The following is a 23,620-nucleotide window of genomic DNA, read 5'->3' as shown; positions in this document are numbered from 1 at the left end:
GGGCTCGGCAAAGGTCAGGCAACGGGGGTACATCGCCAGAACGACCGTCAGCGTCGCTTGCGCCTGACGTACACCTGCTTTCGCACCACGGCGACCACCTCGCCCGAGGCCGTGCGCACGTCGGTCTCGAACCAGCGCAGGCACTTCTCGCCACCCGCCGTCGCCGCACGGATCTCATCGAGTACCGACTCGTCGATCTGGAAATCCGCGAACACGTCGGCCCGTCCCGGCGCGACAAAGCGAATCTCGCCCGCCTGGTCCCATACGACATAGTCGTCGCCCAGGCACTTGAGCACCATGATCATCCAGAACGGGTCGGTCATCGAAAACAGATTGCCGCCAAAGTGCACCCGTACGTAATTGCGGTTGTACCAGGCCAGCTTCAGCTTCACGCGGGCATACCGGTAATCGTCGTCGAGCCGCTGCACGCGGATGCCGGCGAAGAGAAAGGGTGGCCACAGGTTGAAGATGCGACGGAGGGTGCGGGCTTTCATGCGGCCATGCTAGCCAGCCCCCGCGGTCCGGCGTAGTCCCCCGTTTCAAACGGCCGTGACCTCTGGCACAGGTCCGCCCTGCGCAGGCTCCTACCATCGGTGGCTTACTCCACCCGCGAGAACCGAGCCATGCGCCGTTCGCTCCGCCGCGCCACCCTTGCCGCGGCCGTCGCCGCCGTTACCACCACCGGCGCCTGGGCGCAGGACCTTCCCGCCCCGGTCGACCAGCCCTACCCCGGCCAGCTCGCGTTGCAGGTCGATCTCTCCGACCAGCAGCGGCACATCTTCCACGTGCACGAGAGCATCCCGGTCAGCCCCGGCCATGCGGTGCTCTACTACCCCAAGTGGATCCCCGGCGAACACGGCCCCACCGGACCGCTTCCCAACGTCGTGGGCTTCACCGTCACCGGCAACGGCAAGCGCATCCCGTGGCGGCGTGACCTGAAGGAAATGTACGCCTTCCACGTCGACGTGCCCGAAGGCGTGAAAACGCTCGAACTGTCCTTCGAATACCTCGCCCCCGCCACGCCGAACTACATCCCGCTGTCGTTCAACGAGGTGTCGTTCTACCCGGCCGGCTATTACACGAGCCGGATCACCATCGCTCCCAGCGTGACGCTGCCTGCCGGCTGGAAGTTCGCCAGCGCCCTGGAGAACGACGGCCAGGAGGGCGATACCGTGCGCTTCAAGCCGGTGAGCTACGAAAACCTCGTCGACTCGCCCGTGCTGACCGGCAAGTACTTCAATCGCGTCGATCTCGCGCCGGGCCAGGCAGTGCCCGTGCACCTGGACATCACCGGCGATACCGCCGAGGGCGTGAAAGCCTCCGACGCGCAGATCGCGAAGCAGCGTTCGCTCGTGGTGCAGGCCAACAAGCTGTTCGGCGCGCACCACTACGGTCACTACGACTTCCTGTTGGTCACCTCCGACCACACCGGCCATTTCGGCCTGGAACACCACCAGTCGAGCGATGACCGCCTCTTCGCCAACTTCCTCACCGACGCGGACGTCAACGTCGCCGCGGGCAGCCTGCTGCCGCACGAATACGTGCACTCGTGGAACGGCAAGTTCCGCCGCCCCGCCGACCTGTGGACGCCGACGTTCACCGATCCGATGCAGGACGACCTGCTCTGGGTCTACGAAGGCCTCACCGACTACTGGTCCGGCGTGCTCACGGCGCGTTCGGGGATCTGGACTACGGACCAGTGGCGCGACTCCCTCGCGGGCATCGCCGCCGACATGACCGCACGGACCGGCCGTTCGTGGCGTTCGCTCCAGGACACCGCCGACGCCATCCCGCTCACCGCCAACGGCACCCGCGGCTGGGGCAACTACCGCCGCGGCGCGGACTACTACCCCGAAGGCCAGTTGCTCTGGCTCGACGTCGACACGAAGATCCGCCAGCTCTCCGGCGGCAAGCACACGCTGGATGAATTCGCCCGCGCTTTCTACGGCATGGACAACGGCAGCTACGTGCCGAAGACCTACACCTTCGACGACGTGATCGCCGCGCTCAACAGCGTCCAGCCGTACGACTGGAAAACCTTCCTGCGCGATCGCCTCGATGCCACGGGCGACACGCTTCCCGAACACGGCATCGAAGGCGGCGGCTGGAAGCTCGTCTACGATGACAAGCCCACGCCCTTCATGAAAACGGGCGAAACGCTGCGCAAGGCGGTGAACCTGGCGTATTCGCTCGGCGTGGTGGTGAGCGACAAGGGCGAGATCCGCGACGCCCAGTGGGATGGCGTGGCGGCGCGCGCCGGCCTCGTGCCGGGCGTGACCGTGGTCGCGGTCAACGGCAAGGATTTCAGCTTCCAGACGCTCAAGGGCGCTATCACCGCAGCCAAGGGCGGCAACGCCCCGATCGATTTCCTGGTGAAGGACGTCGACGATTACCGCCACGTCGCGGTCGACTACCACGGGGGCCTGAAGTATCCGCACCTCGTGCGCGGCGACGGCAAGGACCTCATCGGCGCCATCGCCAGGCCGCTCTGACCCTCAGCGGGCGAGGGGGATACGGATCACGGCGCGCAGCCCCGTCCCCCCCTCGCGATCAAGCAGCTCGACCCGCGCGTCGTGCAGTTCCGCCGCGCGCTGGACGATCGACAGGCCCAACCCGTAGCCGTGCTGCGTATCCACGCCGCGCTCGAAACGGGTGAACATCGACGCGCGACGATCCGCCGGGATGCCCGGACCATCATCCACGACCTCGACGACCACGCTGTCGTCGCCACGGGCGATGGACAGTTCCACGTGTCCACCCGGGGGCGCATGACGAAACGCGTTTTCCAGGAGGTTGCGCAACATCGCGCCCAGCGCGACGGGGTAGCCTTCGACGACGAGCCCTTCCGGTAACGCACGGATGCCCAGTTCCACGCCACCGCGTTCGAGGATCGGCGACAACTCGTCGAGGGTTTCCTGGGCGAGTTCGGCGATGTCCACCGGCGTACGCGGCCCCGAGGCCGCACCGGCCTCCAGGCGCGCGAGCGCCAGCAACTGCTCGGTGCGGCGGGCCAGCGATACCAGGCAGGCCCTCGCGGCCTCCAGCGCCGTCTGCGTGTCGTCGGGGCCGGCCGAGGCCATGGCGTCTTCGAGGTTGATCATGGTGGAGGCCAGCGGCGTGCGCAGTTCATGCGCCACGTCGGCGCTGAAACGACGCTCCCGGGCGAGAGCATGCTCGATGCGGGCGATCTGCTCGTTGAGCGCCGACAGCAGCGGTTCGAGTTCGGCCGGTGCCTCGGGGAGGTGGATCGGTTCGTGGCTGCCGGGCTCGCGCGCGGACAGCGCCCGCTCCAGTTCCTCCAGCGGCGCCAATCCGCGACGGATCGCCCAGCCGACCAGCAACGCGAGCAGCGGCAGGCCGACCAGCATGGGCAGGCCGTGTTCGATCCACAGCGCCCGCGTGATCTCGTGACGGCTGTCGTATCGCTCGCCCGCGCGGATCGTGATGCCCTGCTCTTCCATGATCAGCGTGAACACGCGCCACGTGTAGTGTTCGCTGGTGAGGTCTTCGAAGGAGCCGTCCGGCGCCGGCACCCGCGGCACGCCGGCCAGGTTTTCCGTGGCGAGTAGCAGCGTGCCGTCGCGGTCGAATACCTGGAAGCCCACTTCGGATTCGAACGTGCGCCCCTGCACGGTCACTTCCTGCGGATGGTTGGAAAAACTCGGCACCGTCAGGCGGGCATGGCGCTGGGTGCGCAGTTGTTCGACACCGATGCGGCCCACGAGCACCTCCAGCGTACGCGCGGCCTGGGCGAGGCGTCCATCAGAGAGTTCGTCCACTTCTTCGAGCGTACGCTGCGCGCTGAGCACGCCCAGCGGCAGCAGCACCGCGAGCAACACCAGCACGATCAGCCATTGCAGCCGCTTGCGCAGGCTCGCGGGCTTCACTTGGGCTCCCGCGGCACCATGTAGCCGAAGCCGCGCACGGTCTGGATCGCACCGGCGCCGAGCTTGCGGCGCAGGGCATGCACGAGCACTTCGAGCGCACTGGTGCTGACAACGGTATCCGGCCCGTAGAGGGAGGTTTCCAGCGCCTCGCGGCGGACGATCCGGCCCGCTCGTTCCATCAGCGCCTGCAACAGGGCGAATTCGCGGCGGGTCAGGTCCACCCGTTCGCCGTGCCAGGTGACCTCGAACGTGCCCAGGTCGAGCGACAGGGCCCCCGCCTCGATACGGTTGACCGCCGCGCCGCGCACACGCCGCGCGAGCGAACGGATCCGCGCCGCGAGTTCGTCCAGGTGAAACGGCTTTACGAGGTAATCGTCCGCGCCGGCGTCGAGCGCCCGGATGCGCGCATCGAGCCGGTCACGGGCGGACATCACGATGAGCGGCGTGTTCACGCGGAGACGACGCGCCTCGGTAAGCACGTCCAGGCCGTCCTTGCCCGGCAGGCCGAGGTCGAGCAGCACCAGGTCGGCGTCGTGCTCGCGCAGGGCGATCAGGGCCTGGTTGCCGTCGCGAAACCAACTGACCGTATAGGCCAGGCGTTCGAGGGCGCGGCGGATCGCATCGCCCAACTGGGCATCGTCTTCGACAAGGATGATGTGCAAGGGAAGCGCGACCTGTCCGGCAAGAAAAGAGGGATTATCCTGACGGCCAGCTTAGCGCGGGCTTAGGCGATACGGCGGGTCCAGGCCGGAAAGGCCCGTCGGTCGTCCGCCCTGGATCGCCGCAGGTCGGCCGGGGCGATCACGCCTTCTTCTTTTTATCCATGAGTCGCCGGGGCCGGAAAAACATCCCACAATGCCGGATTGCCCTGCCGGACCACGCCATGACCGCGACGCTTTCCGCCCGCCTGCTGCTTGCCCTCGCCTGCGTCTGGCCACTCGCGGCGCGTTGCACCGAGGCCTGGATCACGCCCGCCGAAGCGTCGGGGTTCCGCACCACGCCGTCCTACGGCGACACCGTTGACTGGCTGCGTCGCCTCGCGGCGGCGGCGCCGGACCGGCTTCGCGTGGAAACCTTCGGAACCTCGCCGGAAGGCCGCCCCATGATCGTGGTGATCGCGGCGCGCGACGGCGACCTGACCCCGGCGCGGGCACGCGCCGCGGCCAAGCCGATCGTGCTGCTGCAGGCAGGCATCCATCCCGGCGAGATCGAGGGCAAGGACGCCGGCCTCATGCTGCTGCGCGATTTCGCGGTCACGGGACGCCTGCCACACCTGCTCGATCACGCGGTCCTTGTGTTCATCCCGGTCTACAGCGTCGACGGGCACGAGAACACGGGCCCGTATTTCCGCATCAACCAGAACGGCCCGCAGACCATGGGCTTTCGTGGCCAGTCGCAGTACCTCAACCTCAACCGCGACTACGTCAAGGCCGATGCGCCCGAAACCCGCGCATGGCTTGGCCTGTGGAACACCTGGCGACCCGACCTGCTGGTGGACATCCACACCACCGACGGTGCCGACTATCCCTACGACCTCACCTGGTACGCGGAGGACCCGCACAAGCTACCGCCCTCGATCGCGGCCTGGCAGAAAGCCGCCTACGCGGGCGACGTGATGCCGCGATACGAGCGGATGGGCCATCTCGCCTCGCCCTACCTCGAGTTTCGCGACGGTCGCGACATCACCAAAGGCATCGAAAACTTCGGCTCGGGGCCGCGCTTCTCCACCGGTTACGCGGCGATCCGCAACCGCGCCGGGCTGCTGATCGAAACGCACATGCTCAAGCCCTACGCCGTGCGCGTGCACGGCACCTACGACGTGGTGCGCAGCGTGATGGCACACGTCAACGCCGATCCTGCCGCGCTGTTGCGGGCATCCCGCGAGGCCGACGCGTGGGCCGCATCGCGGGTGGGAAACGACGTGCCCGTGACGTTCCGACAAGACCCCACCCCGGTGACGGTCACCCTCAAGGGCTACGCGTTCACGCAGACGCCCAGCGAGATCTCGGGTGACCTTTGGGTGCGTTATGACCCGACGGTGACGAAGGACTACCGCATCCCGAGTTGGGCGAACCTGCTGCCCGACGCCTCGGCCCCGGTACCGGCCGCCTGGGCGATCCCGCCGCAGTGGACGGTGGTGATCGACCGCCTGGATGCGCATGGCATCCGTTATACGCGCACCGCGGCGGCGGCGCGGGTGACGGTCGCACGCGACGTGCTCACGCATCCGCAATGGGCGGAGAAGCCGTTCGAGGGTCATCACATGCTCAAGGACGTGGACATCGCCACGGCGCGCGAGGAGGTCACCCTGCCCGCGGGCACGGTGATCGTGCGCGGGGATACCGCCGAGGCCATCCTCGCGCTCAACCTGCTCGACGCACACGCGCCGGATTCGCTGCTGCGCTGGGGCTATCTCGACGCGATCTTCGAGCCGAAAGAATACGGCGAGCCGCGTGTCGTCGAAGCCCTCGCACGCAAGATGCTCGCCGCCGATCCGTCGCTCAAGGCGGCGTTCGAGGCGAAGCTGAAGAGCGACGCGACGTTCGCCGCCAGTCCCCGCGCGCGGCTGGCGTTCTTCTTCGAACGCAGCCCGTGGTACACGGCGCAGAAGGTCGGCGACGATCCGGTGCTGAGGCTGGATGCCCGGGCGTTGGATTCGCTCCCGTTGCACTGAGGGCCGAGGGCACCGGCCTGCGCCGGTGCGACGGTCACGCCACGACTTCGAACGGCCGCATCATCTCGTTCGCCTCGTGCTCGGCGAGATGGCAATGCCACGCGTAACGGCCTGGGTATCCGTCGAACGTCGCCACGATGCGCGTCACCATGCCCGGGTACGCCTGCACCACGTCTTTCCATCCACGTTCATGCGGCGGCGGCACCTGCGCCGGACCGACGTAACGAAGCGTCTTCTTCTCCATGTATTCGTCCACGGCGTAGGGCCGGCGGTCGAGCACCTGGAAACGCACCAGGTGCAAGTGGATGGGATGGGTGTCCTCGGTGAGGTTCACGAGGTTCCACATCTCGGTGCTGCCAAGCTTCACCGTCTCCGTGACCGGATCGTGCCAGCGCTTGCCGTTGAGCAACATGAGCATCGGCGTCGCGATGCAATCGCTGTATTCGTCTAGCGTCAACTCGCGCGTCTTCGACGCGCTGGCTTCCGTCAAACGCGGCACCTCCCGCAGCGTCGCCGGCACACGGCTGTCGTCCCGCACCTGACCGGCTCCCACCGCGAAGCGCATCAGCGGCAACGCGTCGTTCATCAGTTCGACCGCCATACCGCGCGCCGCGGCGAAATCCACCACGAGGTCCACGCGCTCGCCGGGCGCGACGAACACCGAACGCACCGTCGCCGGTGCCGCGAGCAGCCCCTGGTCGGAGCCGATCACCTGGAAGGGACGACCGTCACGGAACCGCAGGTGATAGAACCGCCCGTTGGCGGCGTTGAGCACGCGCAGGCGATAGCGCCGCGCCTGGACGTCGGCCCGCGGCAGGATCGCGCCGTTGACGAGGGTGAGGTTGCCGAACACCTCCGGCACCCAGGGCGCTTTCGCGTCGCCCGAATCGGGGTAGTAGAGCCGACCGTCGGCGTGCAGCAGCCGATCGGCCAGCACCAACGGCAGCTCGAAGTCGCCCGACGGAAGGCCGAGCGACAGCTCGTGCGCGTCGCGCAGGAGATAGAGCCCCATCAACCCGGCATACATGTTCAGCCGATTGATGCCCATCGCATGGTCGTGATACCAGAGCGTCGCCGCATCCTGCGCGTTCGGGTAGTGGTGCCGGCGCGCCTTGCCCGGCACGTACCAATCTTCCGGGTAACCATCGTCCGTATGCGGCACCTTCGCGCCGTGCAGGTGCACGATCGCCCGTACCTGCGGCTTGTCCTTTTCCGCGCCGCAGATCGCGTGATCCACTGGCAGGAAATGCGTCGTCGGCAGCGCGTTTTCCCAGACCACGTCGAACGGCACGCCTGTGTGCGCCTCGATGGTAGGGCCGGGGTAGTGGCCGTCGTAAGTCCACAACTCGGTGGGCGGGAGGTCGCGATGCAGCGTGTGCGTGCTGCGGGCCATGCGGATGCGCAGCGTATCGCCGGCGGCGGGGCGATGCACCGGCGGCCGTGGCAGGGCATCGACGAAGGGCGCGAGCGTGGCGGGATCCACCAGGCCAGGCATGCGCGTGGCGTCACCCATGGCGTGCATGCACAGCGCGTTGCCCACCTGGCCATCGGCGGCGTGCTTCATCGCGTGCATGTCGTGCGCGAGCAGCCGCGACGGGAGCCATCCCGCCGCGGCCCACAGCCCCGCCCCCTTGAGGAAGCGGCGACGATCAACCATGCGTGGGGGTGAACGGCCACGGCCACGCCGGGCGCCGGGTCGGCTGGCCGGTCGATTCGTCGAGGATCAACTGGCGATCGAACAGGCGCGGGAGGACGAAATCGAACATGCGGTCGAGGCTGCCCGCCTGGGCGTCCGACGAGCCGCCACCGATGCGTTTGCCGTCGAGCCAGTTGTCTTCGATGAAGCGGGTGATCGAGCTCTGGTCGGTGACGCCATGGTCGACGAAGTTCTCGCGGGCCCATGGCGAAATGACCAGCAGCGGCAGGCGCGGGCCGAAGCCGCAGCGACCCTGGGCCGGCGTCTTGCCATCCAGGCCCGGCAGCGTCGCCCGGCCCTTGCACGCGCCGTCGCCGTCGAGCGCGTCGGCGCTGCCGGCCGAGGCGTTCACGTGCGGCGGTTCCTGGTGGTCGTACCAGCCGTCGGAATCGTCGTAGGCGATCACCACGGCGGTGTCCCGCCACTGCCCGCTCTGCTGCAGCGCATTCATCACGTGCACCACGAAAGCCTGCTCGTCGACCGGATCGGAATAGCCGGCGTGGCCGTCCTGGTAAGCCGGGGCCTTGAGGAAACTGACCGACGGCAGGTGGCCGGCGTCGAGCGCGTCGTAGAAATCGGTAAGGTCGTATTGATGGTTGGCCGCGTCGGTCTTGCCGATCATCGCCACCGAGGTCGGCCGCGCGTGGGTCGGGTTGGCGGTCGACGGGTAGTACTGGAACGGCGCGTGATGCGGGCTGTAGTCGTTCTTCGACGCATGCGTCACCGCCGACAACGTCCGGCGCGCGCAGCCGGTGCTGCCGTCGGCGTTGACGCGTGACAGGTCGAAGCCGCCCTGGAACCAGCCCCAGGTGACACCGCGGTCGTTCAGCAGGTCGCCGATGTTGCGCCCGCCCAGGGTCACCTGGTTGGCGGTCGGCGAGGAGCAGACGTCGCCCAGCGGATCGGCGTCGCCGATCAGCGTGAGCCCGCCATGGCCGTCGTCGGTCTCGTCGCCCGTACCGTTGAGGGTGTCGACCACGCCCGCCGTCTGCCCGGCGATGAGGTTGATCGCGCCTGGCGTCGACGGGCCGAAGGTCGTGCCGTAGCTGTTGTCGCTCATCGCGAAGTACTGGGCGTAGTTCCACATCGCGGTGACGGTGTTGCCGTCGAAGTAGCCCATGACCTGGCCCTGGCCTTCCTGCGACGCATCCGCGCCCGGCAGGGTCTCGCCGCGACCGGTGTACTTGGGAAACAGGTCCATGCGACCGCCGTCGAAGGCGCGCTGTTCCGCGGTGTAATCGTGGTCCTGATCGGCGGTGGCGGCCTGGGCGCGGGACAGGCGGAACGGGTTGATCGCGCCGTCGCCGTTGGCGGCGTTCTTCGCCGTGGGGTTGTTCGTGAGCAGGCGATGGTCGAGACCGTTCACCCGCGGCGTGAACGGGCGGGCGTAGAACGACGGCTCGCCGCTGCCGTTCTGGGCGAACGGATAGGTGCCGAAGTAATGATCGAAGGAGACGTTCTCCTGGAAAATCACCACCAGGTGCTTGATCGGGGTGGCGGTGCGGTGGCCGCCGTGGTCCGGGAACAGGCCCAGGGCGGACGGCTGATCGGCCGGAGCGAGCTGCTGCGCGGCGATCGACGCGGCGGACAGGGTGAGCACGCAGGCGATGCCTACGGCCAGTAACTTGCGCATGACGTGGCTCCTCGAACGTTGGGACAGTGCCGGTGGCTTCGCCCGCATCCCCTGTCATGCGGTCTGGCGCGAGGGTATCGCCCGTGCATGACAAAGACGGGACAAGCGCCCCGTCAGGTGCCGTCCCATGCGCCCGGTCACGGAATGGGACGGACCGCCGGGCATCCATGACTTCCGTCACATGCCCGCCCATACCCTTTTCCGGGCGGGTATCCTCGGGGTCCGCCGGTGCCCGCGCGCCGGGAACCACCCAAACCCTGAGGGACATCCATGACCAAGCCGTACCTGAAGCCGCTCGCGCTGGCCCTGAGCATCGCGCTCGCGGGCACCGCGTGCAGCAAGCACGACGATACCGCCGCGCCCGCCCAGCCCGCCGCCCCCGCCTCGGCGCCGGCCCCGGCCAGCACCGCCGCCGCGGCCGCCAAGCCGGCCGGTCCGACCTTCAACGTGGCCGACCTGGACACCGGCATCAACGCGTGCGACGACTTCAACGGCTTCGTCAATGCCAAGTGGGTGGCCGCCAATCCGATTCCCGACGACCGCACCCGGTGGGGCGCGTTCGACCAGCTGGCTGAAAACAGCCTCAACACGCAGCACGAGATCGTGGACGCCGCCGACAAGGGCGCCGACTCGGCCAAGGCCGGTTCGATCGAGCAGAAGATCGGTCTCCTCTACCGCTCGGGCATGAACGACGCCGCCATCGAAAAAGCCGGCATCGATCCGCTGAAGCCTGAGTTGGCCAAGATCGACGCGCTCAAGACCCCGAGCGACATCGTCGGCTTCCTCGACACCAGCTTCAACGACGGCAACGGCTACGTGTTCTCGTTCAGTGCGGGCGCCGATTTCCAGAACGCGAAGATGCAGATCGGCTACGCGAACCAGGACGGCCTGGGCCTGCCCACCAAGGATTACTACACCGATCCGAAGCAGGCCGACAACCGCAAGGCCTACGTCGCCTACATCACCAAGACGCTCGAACTGGCCGGCGTACCGGACGCCGACGCGGCCAAGCAGGCCGACCTCGTGATGAAGTTCGAAACCCAGCTCGCCGCCGCCTCGCTGGCGCCGGTCGAACTGCGCGCGCCGGAGAACCAGTATCACTTCGTCACGGTCGCCGAGGCCGACAAGATTACCCCGCACTTCGACTGGGCAAAGTTCTTCTCCACCCAGGGCGTGACGATCGACAAGGGCTTCTCGCTGTCGCAGCCGAAGTTCTTCAAGGAGTTCGACAAGATGCTGGCATCCACGCCGGTATCCACGTGGCAGGCCTACCTGCGCTTCCACGCCATCGACAGCGCCTCGCCTTACCTGTCGAAGAATTTCCAGGACAACAAGTTCGACTTCTACGGCAAGACCCTCGCCGGCCAGCCGCAGCAGAAGCCGCGCTGGAAGCGCGTGCTGGGCACGGTCAACGGATCGATGGGCGAAGCCCTCGGCCAGCTCTACGTCGCCAAGGTGTTCAAGCCGGAGGCCAAGGAGCGCGCCAACGAACTGGTCACCAACGTGCGCAACGCCCTGAAGGCGCGCATCGAGAAGCTCGACTGGATGAGCGACGAGACCAAGCAGAAAGCCATCGCCAAGTGGAACACGTTCCTGCCGAAGATCGGCTACCCGGACAAGTGGCGTGACTGGTCGGGCCTGGACGTCAACGGCGACAACTACTTCGGCAACGTCGAGGCCGCCTCGAAGTTCAACTATCACTACGACATCGCGAAGATCGGCAAGCCGACCGACCGCCTCGAGTGGGGCATGACGCCGCAGACGGTCAACGCTTACTACAACCCGACCGACAACACGATCAACTTCCCGGCCGCGATCCTGCAGCCGCCGTTCTTCGACGCCAACGGCGACGACGGCATCAACTACGGCGGCATCGGCGCCGTGATCGGCCACGAGGCCAGCCATGGCTTCGACGACGAGGGAAGCCAGTTCGACGGCGAGGGCAACAACAAGAAATGGTGGACGAAGGAAGATCGCAAGAAGTTCGACGAGCGCACCGATAAGCTCGTGCAGCAGTTCAACGACTACACCCCGCTCAAGGACCACCCGGACCTGCACGTCAACGGCAAGCTGACCCTGGGTGAGAACATCGCCGACCTGGGCGGCATCAACGTGGCCTACGACGCGCTGCAGGAAGCCCTGAAGAAGAACCCGCAGGAAGCCCAGAGCAAGATCGACGGCTACACGCAGGACCAGCGCTTCTTCCTCAACTGGGCGCGCGTGTGGCGCGGCAGCGTGCGCGACAAGCAGGCTATGCTCTACCTCAACGTCGACCCGCACGCCCCGGCCTCGCTTCGCGCGATCGGCGCCCCGTCGAACATGGAAGCCTTCGCCACGGCGTTCCAGTGCAAGCCAGACTCGAAGATGGTGCGTTCGGGCGACAAGCAGGTAAAGATCTGGTAATCGCCGGTCGTTAGCTGGACGAAAAACGCCGCGGTTTCCGCGGCGTTTTTTTTGCGCGATTGCGGGCACCGTTGCGCTGGGGCGCTCTCGCGATGGCTCGGGGTATCGGCGAACGGGCCTTACCTCGACGCCACGGTCGCCAGAAATGCCTCAAGCACCGCGCCTCGATAACGCTGCCGATGCACCAGCAACGACAACGTGCGGCGCAAATCGAGGAACGGCGTCGGTAGCACCGCGAGGCGACCTGTTTGCACCGCGTCGGTCACGGCGACCTCAGGAAGGCAGGCGATGCCCAGCCCGGCGATCACGGCCTGCTTGATCGCCTCGGATTGGTCGAGTTCCAGCACCGTGCGTCCTTCGGGGAGTTCGGCCAATGCCCGCTCGCTGAGCGACCGCGTCGCCGAACCGCGCTCGCGCAACACCCAGCGCTCGTCCGCGAAATCCTCTCGACGCAGCCGCTTGCGCGCCGCCAGGGGATGCCCCAGCCGGGCGCAGACGACGAGGCGATCGTCGCGCCACGGTCGCACCTCCAGTGCCGGATGCGTCACGGGGCCTTCGACGCAGCCGACGTCGAAATCGTGATCGAGCACGCCCTGGGCGATGCGTGAGGTATTCGCCACGCCCAGGCGCAACGACACGCCCGGCCACGCCGTCGCGAACGGGCCGAGCAGGTCGCCCACCAGGTAGTTGCCGATCGTGTTGCTCGCGCCGACCCCGATCTCGCCGGTCAGGCCGGCGGTGCCGCCCCGGGCACGCCGCCCGAACTCCGCGTGGCGCTCGATCAGTTCACGCGCGAGCGGCAGCAGATCGCGTCCGCGATCGTTCAGGCGCAGGCGACCGCGCTCACGATCGAAAAGCGGTGCCCCGATCTGGCGCTCCAGTTCGCCCAGGGCCATCGATGCCGCCGGCTGGCTGAGGAAAAGCCGCTCCGCCGCGCTGCGCACGCTGCCCATCGTGGCGACGGCGACGAACACGTCGAGCTGGCGAGGACTGACCGATTGCATAAGTATTATTTATACATTGAATAAGTCATTTTCAATATGCTTATTGAATCCACGTCGCGACAATGAACGGGTTCCCGCTACGGATGCCTGCCATGTCCACCCCCGCTTCGCCTGCCCGCCTGCCCGGCCTCGCCCTCGCCTTCGGCCTCGCCGCCGTGGCTTTCGCGCTCGGCCGCCGGCTACCGCTGGTCGGCGGCGCCGTCTTCGGCATCGTGCTGGGCATCCTCGTGCGCCAGTTTTTTTCGCCGTCGGCTCGCTTCACCCCTGGCATCCGCTTCGCCTCGAAGCAGGTGTTGCAGTGGTCGATCATCGCGCTCGGCTTCGGGTTGAGCATCACCCAGGTCGCCCGGACCGGCGCCGAATCGCTCTCGGTCACGCTCGCGACCGTGACGGCCGCCGGCCTCGTCGCCCTCGCGCTCGGTCGCCTGCTGCGCGTGCACGACATGCTGAAGCTGCTGGTCGGCGTGGGCACCGCGATCTGCGGCGGCTCGGCCATCGCGGCCGTGGTACCCATCGTCAAGGCGGACGAACACGACACGGCCTTCGCCATCTCCACCATTTTCCTGTTCAACCTGGTGGCCGTACTGACCTTTCCTGCGCTCGGCCACTGGATGGGCCTGTCGGATCTCGGCTTCGGCCTGTGGGCCGGCACGGCGATCAACGACACCTCGTCGGTCGTGGCCGCCGGTTATACCTACAGCCATGCCGCCGGCGACTACGCCACCATCGTGAAACTCACCCGGGCGACCCTGATCATTCCGATCTGCCTGGCGATCGCGTTCGTGGTGGCGCTGCGTGAGAAACGCGGCGGCTCGGCGGATTTCAGCCTCGCCCGGATCTTCCCCTGGTTCATCCTGTGGTTTCTCGTCGCGTCGGCCATCCGCACCTTGGGCTGGGTGCCCGAGCCGGCGCTGCCGGTGATCCACCTGATCGCGGAAGGCCTGATCGTGGTGGCGCTGACGGCCATCGGGCTGTCGGCGGACCTGCGCAAGATGGCGTCGACCGGTCCGCGGCCGATCCTGCTCGGCCTGGGCGTGTGGGCGGCGGTGGCGTTGACCAGCCTCGCCGTACAGCACCTCATTGGCCGCTGGTGAGCCGTTCGCTCAGCGGTGGATGAGCGATAGCAGGCGCACGTTCAAGGCATGCTGCTGCGCCTGCCATTCGCACAGCCGCACGGGGTCGATCGTCTCCTGCCCGTCCATCGCGCTGAGCCGTCGCTTCCACCAGGTTTTGTAGCGGTAGCGCGAGATCTCGCCGGTGACGTCGCTGGCCAGCACGCGACCCGCGACGGAGCCGACGATCGCGGCGCCGCCCTCTTCGCTCAGCGTGCCCTGGTCCCAGTTGGTCATCGCCACGTCGGGTGCGTAGGCGTCCTTGTCGATCGAGAGGTAGACCGGCTCGGTCGACGCGGCCTGCATGTCGACGAAGGCGTCGACCATCGCGCCCGACGAAGCGAACGTACGGAACGCTTTGCCGATGCCCAGGCGCCGCGCCCAGCCCACGTCGACGCCGCTGGACCAGTACGTCAGCTTGCCAGCGCGCAGCGGCCCGAGGTAATTCTCCCAGGCGTGGCCGCGGCCGATGTCGGACGAGGTGATACCGATGACGTGCACGTGCGAGACGCGCGGCATCATCGCCACGCGACGCACCCACGAACCGCAGTGCACGCCGAACGGAAAGCGCATGTTGTCCGGATGGTTGTCGAGCACCACCACCTGGAAGCCTTCCGTGCCCGGCACCCGCTCGACGAGCGGCCAGGTGAGATGATGGAAGTCGCCGCTGCCGAGGAAAACCGTGCCATGGTCGCGCGGCAACGCGTCGCCGATCGCGACGGCGAAACGGCGCAGCTGCGTGACGGAGCAGCCGAAGCGGACACCCTCTTCCCACTCGCGCAACGGCAGCACGATGCGGCGCGCGATAGCGCCCACCGACCCGTCGACGTCAAGAACAACCGGCTGCCGCATCGTGCGCCTCCCAGCGACCATCGGATTCGAAATGATGTGCGAAACGGCGAAGCACCGCGCGCAGCAGGCGGTTGCGCACGAACACCGCATGCCGCGTTACGTGGAAACGCGCGCCGAGCTGGGCCTTCACCTCGGGATCGGTCCAGCCGGCCACGTAGAAGGCGAGCCCGCGCTCCAGCGCGTATTCAAGGTTGACGAACCAGCTGACGAAATAAAGGTTGAGATCGCGGGCGGCCGGGTAGGCGAAGCCCACGTACTTGTCGAGCAGCTTCCCCTCGTGCTCGTAGCAGAGGTTCCAGCCCACCAGCGCGTCGCCGTCGTAATAGGCGAACACGATGCCGCCGGGCCCGCGCAACGCCGCGGCGAAGAAGTCGCGACCGAGCCGGTCGAAATGCACCTCGCTCTGCGCGTAGACGTTGTCGAACAGAGCGTAGTACGCATCGACGCGGTCGTCGGATGCGAACGGCTCGCCCGTGCGTACGCGCTCGACGCGCAGGCGTTCGCGCGAACGCAGCTTGCGACGAAGGTCTTTGCGTCGCGACGACGACAAGCGACCGAGGTAGTCGTCGATCGACGCGAATTCGATCGGCACGTAGGCCAGCGCCTGCCCCTCGACCACGAAGTAACCCTCGTCTCGGGCAGCGTCGACGAAACGTGCCGTCCACGCGCGATCGGCGAGGCTGGTCAACGGGGAATCGAGCGCGAGGTCCTTGACGATCAGCAACGGGTTTTCACGGCCGAACCGCGCCGCCCAGTCGCGCGCCACCGTTGCCGGATCGCTCGACGCGGCGAACAGGGAATATTCCGAGACGGTGGTGCCGGCGAAACAGGTGCGCGGGGTCAGCAAACGCTTGAGCGCCCCCTGTAACGGCAACGACGACACCCGCTTGCGCAGGTCGTCGTCGGCCGTGGTCAGCAGGTCGAACGGCGTCACGAACAGCGGCGCACCATCCGCCGCGACGCGGGGAACGAATCCCGGTGGCGGATGGCGGGCGAAGTGCTCGAGCAGGGTATCCGGCTCGAGCTGGTTCACGAAGCCCATCGGACCTGGGGTTCCGGGGGATCAGCCGCCGCGCTTGGCCAGCGTGAGCAACTGGTCGAGCAGCGAGATGGCGAGGTCGATCTCGTCGTGGCTGATGTCGAGCGACGGGGCGAACGTGATCACGTTCTTGTACCAGCCGCCCACGTCGAGCACGAGGCCGATCTTCTTGCCGTTGTGGGTCAGCCCACCGGCCAGGCCGATGTCGACCATGCGATCGAGCAGCGCCTTGTTCGGCGTGAAGCCGTCGTCGGTGCAGATCTCGGCGCGCAGCGCGAGGCCGAGGCCGTCGACGTCGCCGATTTCCTTGTGGCGCTTCTGGAGGTCGCGCAGACCCTCGAGGAAGTGCTTGCCCTTGGCCGCCACCATGGTCTCGTAGTCGAGCTCGTGGCCCATCTGGATCACTTCCAGGCCCAAGGCCGTGCCCAGCGGGTTGGAGTTGAACGTGGAGTGGGTGGAGCCAGGCGGGAAGATGGTCGGGTTGATCAGCTCTTCGCGCGCCCAGATGCCGGACAGCGGGTTGAGACCGTTAGTGAGCGCCTTGCCGAAGACGATGACGTCCGGCTGCACGCCGAAGTGCTCGATCGACCACAGCTTGCCGGTGCGCCAGAAACCCATCTGGATTTCGTCGACGACCATGAGGATGCCGTACTTGTCGAGCACCTTCTTCAGGTCGATGAAGAAGTTCTTCGGCGGGATGACGTAGCCGCCGGTACCCTGGATGGGTTCCACGTAGAACGCGGCGTATTCGGCCTCGTTCACCTTCGGATCCCACACGCCGTTGTATTCGGTTTCGAACAGGCGCTCGAACTGGCGCACGCAGGCGTCGGAGTATTCCTCCGGCGTCATGCCCTTCGGGCGGCGGAACGGGTACGGGAACGGAATGAACTGCGCGCGCTCGCCGAAGTGGCCGAAGCGGCGGCGATAGCGGTAGCTGGAGGTGATGGACGACGCGCCCAGGGTACGGCCATGGTAGCCGCCCTCGAAGGCGAACATCAGGCTCTTGCCGCCGCGGGCGTTACGCACGAGCTTGAGCGAATCTTCCACCGCCTGCGCGCCACCCACGTTGAAGTGGCAGCGACCGTCGAGGCCGAACTTTTTCTTCGCGTCGACGGCGATGGTCTTCGCCAGCTCGATCTTGCCCTGGTGCAGGTACTGGCTGGCCACCTGCGGCAGCAGGTCGATCTGCGCCTTGAGGCGGTCGTTGAGGCGCTTGTTGCCGTAACCGAAATTCACGGCCGAATACCACATCTGCAGGTCGAGGAACGGGATGTTCTCGCTGTCGTAGATGTAGCTGCCTTCGGCGTGACGGAAGATCTTCGGCGGATCGACGTAATGCACGGTGTCGCCGAACGAGCAGTACTTCGCCTCGTCCGCGAGCAGGGTCGCGTCGTCGATGACCAGATCGGGGTTGCGGGAAAGAACGTTCATGCGGGGATTTCCTGGGAGTTCGGCGCAAGCGTGGGAAGGACGGTCTGCGGGGGCAGGCGGCCGTCGAGCAGGGCGGGAAGCAATTCGCGCGCCTCGTCGAAGCTGGCGATGGGCGCATACGGGATGCCGGCGGCGCGGCAGTGCTCGATCAGACGGTTCTTGGCGAACACGAAGTCGACGCGGTCGGCCGCGCAGAAGTCGGAGGCGCCATCGCCGATCAGCAGCGTCTTGCCGCCGCGCGCCTTCGCGTTGGATACGCGGGCGCACTTGCAGGTGCCGCTGCGGCAACCGTCGACGCTGTAGGGCGAGGTCAGGCTCCACTGGCGCGGACCGGCCTGGAGCAGGTGGTTGGCGACGGTGGGCAGGCCGCCGATGCCGTGGTTGGCGAGGATCGCGTGGATCGCGTGGTCCAGGCCGTCGCTGACGATTTCCAGCGGCATGCCGAGGTCGTCGGCGGCCTTCACGAAGGCGGCGAAGCCATGGTCGATGTGCAGGCCCGCCAGGTGGCGGCGCAGTTCGTCCTGGCTCATGTCCAGCAGGGCCACCTGGCCCGCCATGCAGGCCGCGGAGCCGATGACGCCGGCGCGCCAGTCGCGCTCGAGGACTTCCCACCCCGGGCGGCCGTAACGGTCCAGGAGGGAGTCGATGACGTCTTCCACGGCGATGGTGCCGTCGAAGTCGCAGAGGATGTTCCAGGAAAGATGACTAGACACGTCCGGATACGTCTTGGCGAGGATTGATCGTGAGGTTACGGAACCATTCTTTCCGATCCCTTTCCCCATGATAACGGCGTGATCACGGGGTTTTATGGCATCCTCGGCATCTTCACGTCCCCTCCCCCGGTTTTTTCGCATGCGCGGTCTGCTCCTGGCGTTTCTCGTCCCGTTCCTGGCTTGTGCCGCCGCTCACGCGGAGGACGCCACCCCGACCTATGCCTTCGGCGCGGGCGTGCAGCGGATGCCGTCCTGGCCCGGCGCCAGCGACCACCGCAACCAGGCCATTCCCTACGTGGACATCGAATTGCCGGGCGTGGGCGAACTGTCGACCGCCGACGGCCTCACCATCGATCTGATCCACGGCGACAGATGGCACGGCGGCATCTACGGCAACTGGCTGTGGGGCCGCACCCACGACGACCTGGGCTCGCTCGGCGGCAAGGTCGCCTCGCTGTCGCCCCGTTTCGTGGGCGGCGGCTACCTCGAATACGCCTTCACCAAGCGCTTCAGCGTGGGCGGGCACGTCGCCCACGACACGGACGGCGCCGGCGCCTATGTCGCCCTCTACGCCGACTACCAGCTACCCGATGTGTGGTACATCCAGCACTCGCTGGAAATCCAGGTCGAAGGCATGAACGGCCCCGCGATGCGGCGCTTTTTCGGCCTCAACGCGACCGAAGCCGCCACGCTCGGCACCCGGGCATGGCAGCCCGGCGCCGGCCGGCAGATGGTCGACCTCGAGTACGACGCGTTCATCCCGACCTCCCAGCACACCGGTTTCGCGCTGGCCGTGTCTTACGGCAAGCTGATCGGCAACGCGGGCGACAGCCCCCTGGTGCGCGGGTTCGGTTCGACGCGCCAGGTGACTGAAACCCTCGCGTTCGTCTACCACTTCTAGACGGGGAGCCCTCGGGCTCCCGGGCGGATCACCGATCGTCGCGCGTCCAGATCGCCCCGTCGGCCTCGCGCACGGGAAACGTCGTCACTGGCTCGTAGGCCGGGGGGCAGGTGACCCCGCCGCTGCGCACATCGAAACGGGCGCCGTGGCGCACGCACTCCACCTCGAAGCCGATGACGGGGCCGCCCGCCAACTCGCCGCCGTCATGCGTGCAGACGTCTTCGATGGCATAGAGGTCGCCATCGATGTTGTAGACCGCGATCGCGGTGTCGCCATCCCACACCACCCGATATTCTCCCGGCAGCAGGTCGCTGCGGGTGCCGACGCGAATCCAGCCGTTCATGCGTGGAGGTCCTTCACCATGTATTCGAAGCGCAGGTCGTCGCGCTGGGGGAGACCGAAGTGCTCGTCGCCATACGGAAACGGCGCATGCCGGCCGGTGCGCCGGTATCCGCGCCGTTCGTACCACGCGATGAGCTCGGCACGGATGTCGATCACCGTCATTTCCACTTGTCGGCATGCCCATTCGTCGCGGGCGATGCGCTCGACTTCCCCGATGACGAGGCGCCCGATACCGGCGCCCTGCGCCGGCGGATGCACGGAAAACATGCCGAAGTAGCAGGTGCCCTCGCGCCGTTCGATGTAGCACGACGCCAGCAGCTCACCGTCGCGCTCGAACAGCACGAAGCGGCCGTTCTCCCCGGTGAGCAGCGTTCGGATTTCGTCGACGTCGGTGCGCCGGCCGTGGAGAAAATCGGCTTCGGTCGTCCAGCCCACGCGGCTGGCGTCGCCGCGGTAGGCCGACTCCACGAGGGCGGCGATGAGCGGAACGTCGGCGGCGGTGGCCGTGCGGAAGGTGTGCGGGATGTCCATCGGCCGATTGTAGCCAATCGTCGGGACGATCCCATCAGAGCAGCAGCGTGCGCACCTTCGCGATGGCCTCGATGAAGCCATCCACTTCGGCCTTCGTGTTGTAGAACGCCAGCGACGCACGCAGGGTCGCGGGCACGCCGAAGAACTGCATCAGCGGGTGCGCGCAGTGGTGCCCCGAACGCACGGCCACGCCCTGCAGGTCGAGCAGGGTCGCCATGTCGTTCGCGTGGGCCCCCTCGATAAGGAACGAAATGACCGGCTCCTTCTCCTTCGCCCGGCCGAAGATACGCACGCCGGGCACGCGTTCGAGGGCGTCCGTCGCGTAGGCGAGCAGGTCTTGCTCATACGCTTTCAGGCGGTCGAACCCGATGCCCTGCAGGTAATCGATCGCGGCCGACACGCCCGCGAAACCCGCGATGTTGGGGGTGCCCGCTTCGAAACGGTGCGGGGGATCGGCGAACACCGTGCCGTCAAAGCGTACCTCGCGGATCATCTCGCCGCCGCCGAAAAACGGCGGCATGGCCATCAGGTGTTCGCGCCGGGCCCACAGCGCGCCCGTGCCCGTCGGCGCCAGCATCTTGTGCCCGGTGATGGCGTAGAAGTCGCAACCCAGCGCCTGCACGTCGATGGGACGGTGCGGTGCGGCCTGCGAGCCGTCGACGAGCAGGGGGATGCCACGCCTGCGGCACTCGCGCGCGATTTCGCGCACCGGATTGACCGTGCCCAGCACGTTGGACACGTGGGCGACGCAGGCCAGCTTCACCTCGGGCGTGAGCAGGCGCAGGTAGGCCTCGAGGATCAGCTCGCCGTCGGCGTCGATCGGTGCCGCCTTCACCGTGGCGCCGGTGCGCTCGGCCACGAGCTGCCACGGCACGATGTTGGCGTGGTGCTCCATCACCGTGGTGACGATCGCATCGCCGGGCTTGAGGCGTGGCAACGCGTAGCTGTAGGCCACCAGATTGATCGACTGCGTGGTGCCCGAGGTGAGGATCACCTCGTCGCGGGACGGCGCGTTGATGAACCGCGCGATCGCGTCGCGCGCGCCCTCGTAGGCGCCCGTGGCCTCCTCGCCCAGCAGATGCACGGCACGCGCCACGTTGGCATTGTGCTCGCGGTAATGGCGATCCACCGCCTCGATGACCGACGCCGGTTTCTGACCGGTATTGGCGTTGTCGAAATAGATCAGCGGCTTGCCGTGCACCGTGCGCGACAGCAAGGGAAAGTCACGGCGGATGCGCTCGACATCGAGCGCAGGCGCGGCCGCTTCGGGTCGGGCGTTCATGGCGGACTCCAGGGTCATTCGGTCACGGCGGCCGGCAAGTGGGACGCCAGCCGTTCGCCCAGGTGCTCGCGCAACGACTCACCGGGCAGCGACGCAAGCGCCGCGCGGCAGAAGGCCAGCGTGAGCAGGCTGCGCGCCTGGGCGTGCGGGATGCCGCGCGAACGCAGGTAGAACAGCGAACGCTCGTCGAGCTGGCCGATGGTGGCGCCGTGCGCTGCCTTTACTTCGTCGGCATAGATCTCCAGTTCAGGCTTGGTGTCGATCTCGGCCTGGGCCGACAGCAGCAGGTTCTTGTTGCTGAGCGACGCGTCGGTGCCGTCGGCCCCCTCGGCCACCACGATGGCCCCGCGGAACACACCCCGCGAACGGCCGTCGGCGATGCCGCGCCACAGCGCGTCCGACGCCGTGTCGCGTGCGGCGTGCCGGACGTCAAGCTGGGTGTCGACGTGCTGGCGCCCGGCGAGGGCAAAGACGCCGCGCGATGCGAAGCGTGCCCGGTCGCCGATCAGCTCCGCGATGAATTCGTGGCGCACCAGCGCACCGCCCAGTTCCAGCGCGTGCAGGGTGGCTACCGCATCGGCCTCCAGGCGCACGTGCCCGCGGCGGTAGAGGGTGGTCGCGGCGGACGCCGCCTGCATCGTCACGAGGTCGAGCGAGGCGTGTTCATGGACGACGTAATCGTTCACCACCGTGCCCAGCTGCGCCCCCTCGTCGAGCGACGCATAGTGTTCGACAACCGTCGCCCGGGCACCCCGGCCGAGTTCGACGATCACGCGCGTGTGCCAGGCGCTGTCGGGCTGCCGGCCGCTGGAGACGTGCACCACGTGCAGCGGCTCCGCCAGCGTCGCGCCGTCGACCACGCGCAGCACAAGGCCGTCGGTGGCGAGCGCGGCGTTGAGGTGAGCGAAAGCGTCGGCGGCCCCGCGCGCAACGCGCGGGGCCAGGGCGAAACGCAGGGGCTCGGGCTGCGCGCGAAGCGCGTCGTCCAGCGAGCGCAGGTCGACGCCCTGCCCCACCGCCAGCGTCGACAGATCGGCGCGGAACACGCCATCGACGAAGACCGCGCGCGGACCGTCCACCCCAGGCAGCGCGAAGGCGGTGGCCTCGACGACGCTATCGCGAGCGACCGCCGGCTCCGCTCGCGCGAAGGCGCGCTGCGACAGCGCGCGCAGCGGGGTGTATTTCCAGGCCTCGTTACGCACCTCCGGCAGGCCGGTGGCGGCAAAGGCCTCCAGGTGTTCGCGGCGGGCGGCGTCGAGCCACGCGATGCCACTGGGCGGTAGCGTGGCGGCAGCGTCCAGCACCGCCCGCACGAACGGGGACGGCGCGAGGGTCATGCCGGCACTCCGGCCAGGTCGGCCTTGCGCAAGGCCGGGTGCTTTTCGGCGAGCCACGCGTAGCCTTCGGCCTCGAGCTTGAGGGCAAGGGTCTTGTCGCCGGTTTCCACGATGCGCCCACCGGCCAGCACGTGCACCACGTCGGGCTCGATGTAGTCGAGCAGGCGCTGGTAATGGGTCACCACGATGAACGAGCGCTCGGGCGATCGCAGCGCGTTGACGCCTTCGGCCACCTGCTTGAGCGCGTCGATGTCCAGGCCGGAGTCGGTCTCGTCGAGGATCGCGAGCTTCGGCTCGAGCACGGCCATCTGGAAGATCTCGTTGCGCTTCTTCTCCCCACCGGAGAAGCCCTCGTTCACCGCACGATGCAGCAGTTCGTCGGAAATCTGCATCACCTTGAGCTTCTCGCGCACGAGCTTGAGGAAGCGCATGGAATCGAGTTCGTCCTCGCCCCGGAACCGCCGCTGCGCGTTGAGCGCGGCACGCAGGAAATAGGTGTTGTTCACGCCCGGGATTTCCACCGGATACTGGAACGCGAGAAACACCCCGACGGCGGCGCGTTCTTCCGGTTCGAGCGCGAGCAGGTCGCGGCCGTCGAAGGTGACCGACCCGTCGGTCACTTCATAGCCGTCGCGGCCGGACAGCACGTTGCCCAGCGTGGACTTGCCCGCGCCGTTCGGCCCCATGATGGCGTGCACTTCACCCGGCTTCACGGCGAGCGAAAGGCCTTTGAGGATCTCCTTGCCTTCGACGCGGGCATGGAGGTTGTCGATCTTGAGCATG

The 23,620-nt window shown here is 67.5% G+C and carries 20 protein-coding genes; 5 read left to right on the top strand and 15 right to left on the bottom strand.

Annotated elements, in window-relative coordinates; translation table 11 throughout:
• Positions 1 to 47: 47 nt before the first annotated feature.
• Positions 48 to 494 carry a DUF4442 domain-containing protein gene (locus PI246_RS01575; RefSeq protein WP_320549533.1) on the bottom strand — a complete coding sequence of 149 codons (447 nt, stop codon included), beginning with the start codon at positions 492 to 494 and terminating at the stop codon, positions 48 to 50.
• A 129-nt stretch (positions 495 to 623) separates the two neighbouring features.
• Here PI246_RS01575 and PI246_RS01570 point away from each other — a divergent pair, with 129 nt between their 5' ends.
• On the top strand, positions 624 to 2,492 hold the full coding sequence (locus tag PI246_RS01570) for a M61 family metallopeptidase (protein WP_320549532.1): 1,869 nt from the start codon (positions 624 to 626) through the stop codon (positions 2,490 to 2,492).
• A gap of 3 nt (positions 2,493 to 2,495) precedes the next feature.
• Here PI246_RS01570 and PI246_RS01565 read toward each other — a convergent pair whose 3' ends face one another.
• Positions 2,496 to 3,887, bottom strand: a complete 1,392-nt coding sequence (locus tag PI246_RS01565) for an ATP-binding protein (RefSeq protein ID WP_320549531.1) — start codon at positions 3,885 to 3,887, stop codon at positions 2,496 to 2,498.
• Positions 3,884 to 4,549: a response regulator transcription factor gene (locus PI246_RS01560; protein WP_320549530.1), complete on the bottom strand. Its 666-nt coding sequence runs from the start codon at positions 4,547 to 4,549 to the stop codon at positions 3,884 to 3,886. Before PI246_RS01560 ends, PI246_RS01565 begins: the two co-directional genes overlap by 4 nt.
• Positions 4,550 to 4,770: 221 nt before the next feature.
• Here PI246_RS01560 and PI246_RS01555 point away from each other — a divergent pair, with 221 nt between their 5' ends.
• On the top strand, positions 4,771 to 6,561 hold the full coding sequence (locus tag PI246_RS01555) for a M14 family metallopeptidase (protein WP_320549529.1): 1,791 nt from the start codon (positions 4,771 to 4,773) through the stop codon (positions 6,559 to 6,561).
• 34 nt (positions 6,562 to 6,595) lie between these two features.
• Here PI246_RS01555 and PI246_RS01550 read toward each other — a convergent pair whose 3' ends face one another.
• Both PI246_RS01550 and PI246_RS01545 read right to left on the bottom strand, forming a co-directional pair.
• Positions 6,596 to 8,218: a multicopper oxidase family protein gene (locus tag PI246_RS01550; protein ID WP_320549528.1), complete on the bottom strand. Its 1,623-nt coding sequence runs from the start codon at positions 8,216 to 8,218 to the stop codon at positions 6,596 to 6,598.
• Entirely contained in the window at positions 8,211 to 9,890 is a 1,680-nt protein-coding gene (locus PI246_RS01545; protein WP_320549527.1) for a phospholipase C, read from the bottom strand. Before PI246_RS01545 ends, PI246_RS01550 begins: the two co-directional genes overlap by 8 nt.
• Positions 9,891 to 10,160: 270 nt before the next feature.
• Between PI246_RS01545 and PI246_RS01540 the strand changes: the two genes are divergently transcribed.
• On the top strand, positions 10,161 to 12,293 hold the full coding sequence (locus PI246_RS01540) for a M13 family metallopeptidase (protein ID WP_320549526.1): 2,133 nt from the start codon (positions 10,161 to 10,163) through the stop codon (positions 12,291 to 12,293).
• Positions 12,294 to 12,412: 119 nt separating this feature from the next.
• Here PI246_RS01540 and PI246_RS01535 read toward each other — a convergent pair whose 3' ends face one another.
• A complete protein-coding gene (locus PI246_RS01535; protein WP_320549525.1) occupies positions 12,413 to 13,297 on the bottom strand; it encodes a LysR substrate-binding domain-containing protein in 885 nt (294 codons plus the stop codon).
• 92 nt (positions 13,298 to 13,389) lie between these two features.
• Between PI246_RS01535 and PI246_RS01530 the strand changes: the two genes are divergently transcribed.
• Positions 13,390 to 14,391 (top strand): YeiH family protein, encoded by a 1,002-nt coding sequence (locus tag PI246_RS01530; RefSeq protein ID WP_320549524.1) that lies wholly within the window; start codon positions 13,390 to 13,392, stop codon positions 14,389 to 14,391.
• Positions 14,392 to 14,400: 9 nt separating this feature from the next.
• Here PI246_RS01530 and PI246_RS01525 read toward each other — a convergent pair whose 3' ends face one another.
• From PI246_RS01525 to PI246_RS01510, 4 genes are read right to left on the bottom strand one after another with little or no spacing between them, the layout of a single operon-like run.
• Positions 14,401 to 15,261, bottom strand: coding sequence for an arginase family protein (locus tag PI246_RS01525; RefSeq protein ID WP_320549523.1), 861 nt, complete (start codon positions 15,259 to 15,261; stop codon positions 14,401 to 14,403).
• Positions 15,239 to 16,303 (bottom strand): GNAT family N-acetyltransferase, encoded by a 1,065-nt coding sequence (locus tag PI246_RS01520; protein WP_320549522.1) that lies wholly within the window; start codon positions 16,301 to 16,303, stop codon positions 15,239 to 15,241. The genes PI246_RS01525 and PI246_RS01520 overlap by 23 nt, the downstream gene beginning before the upstream one ends.
• Before the next feature lie 21 nt (positions 16,304 to 16,324).
• A complete protein-coding gene (locus PI246_RS01515; protein WP_320549521.1) occupies positions 16,325 to 17,731 on the bottom strand; it encodes an aspartate aminotransferase family protein in 1,407 nt (468 codons plus the stop codon).
• Complete coding sequence (locus PI246_RS01510) at positions 17,728 to 18,444, bottom strand: MtnX-like HAD-IB family phosphatase (RefSeq protein ID WP_320549520.1); 717 nt, start codon at positions 18,442 to 18,444, stop codon at positions 17,728 to 17,730. The genes PI246_RS01515 and PI246_RS01510 overlap by 4 nt, the downstream gene beginning before the upstream one ends.
• 139 nt (positions 18,445 to 18,583) lie before the next feature.
• Between PI246_RS01510 and PI246_RS01505 the strand changes: the two genes are divergently transcribed.
• Positions 18,584 to 19,345: a MipA/OmpV family protein gene (locus tag PI246_RS01505; protein ID WP_320549519.1), complete on the top strand. Its 762-nt coding sequence runs from the start codon at positions 18,584 to 18,586 to the stop codon at positions 19,343 to 19,345.
• A gap of 28 nt (positions 19,346 to 19,373) precedes the next feature.
• On the opposite strand, the gene PI246_RS01500 is transcribed toward PI246_RS01505, so the two are convergent.
• Genes PI246_RS01500 through sufC form a run of 5 tightly spaced genes read right to left on the bottom strand, consistent with a single transcriptional unit; the run spans position 19,374 to position 23,619 of the window.
• Entirely contained in the window at positions 19,374 to 19,688 is a 315-nt protein-coding gene (locus PI246_RS01500; RefSeq protein WP_320549518.1) for a non-heme iron oxygenase ferredoxin subunit, read from the bottom strand.
• Positions 19,685 to 20,218 carry a GNAT family N-acetyltransferase gene (locus PI246_RS01495; RefSeq protein ID WP_320549517.1) on the bottom strand — a complete coding sequence of 178 codons (534 nt, stop codon included), beginning with the start codon at positions 20,216 to 20,218 and terminating at the stop codon, positions 19,685 to 19,687. The genes PI246_RS01500 and PI246_RS01495 overlap by 4 nt, the downstream gene beginning before the upstream one ends.
• A gap of 34 nt (positions 20,219 to 20,252) precedes the next feature.
• Complete coding sequence (locus PI246_RS01490) at positions 20,253 to 21,500, bottom strand: aminotransferase class V-fold PLP-dependent enzyme (protein WP_320549516.1); 1,248 nt, start codon at positions 21,498 to 21,500, stop codon at positions 20,253 to 20,255.
• 14 nt (positions 21,501 to 21,514) lie between these two features.
• Positions 21,515 to 22,837 carry a Fe-S cluster assembly protein SufD gene (gene sufD, locus PI246_RS01485; protein ID WP_320549515.1) on the bottom strand — a complete coding sequence of 441 codons (1,323 nt, stop codon included), beginning with the start codon at positions 22,835 to 22,837 and terminating at the stop codon, positions 21,515 to 21,517.
• Complete coding sequence (gene sufC / locus PI246_RS01480) at positions 22,834 to 23,619, bottom strand: Fe-S cluster assembly ATPase SufC (RefSeq protein ID WP_320550227.1); 786 nt, start codon at positions 23,617 to 23,619, stop codon at positions 22,834 to 22,836. The genes sufD and sufC overlap by 4 nt, the downstream gene beginning before the upstream one ends.
• Position 23,620 lies beyond the last annotated feature (1 nt).

It is taken from the genome of Luteibacter sahnii (genome assembly GCF_034063545.1).
GTDB classification, from domain to species: Bacteria; Pseudomonadota; Gammaproteobacteria; order Xanthomonadales; family Rhodanobacteraceae; genus Luteibacter; species Luteibacter sahnii.
The sequence above is the reverse complement of the archived record's forward strand: the minus strand, read 5'-3'. Positions and strand labels throughout refer to the sequence as shown.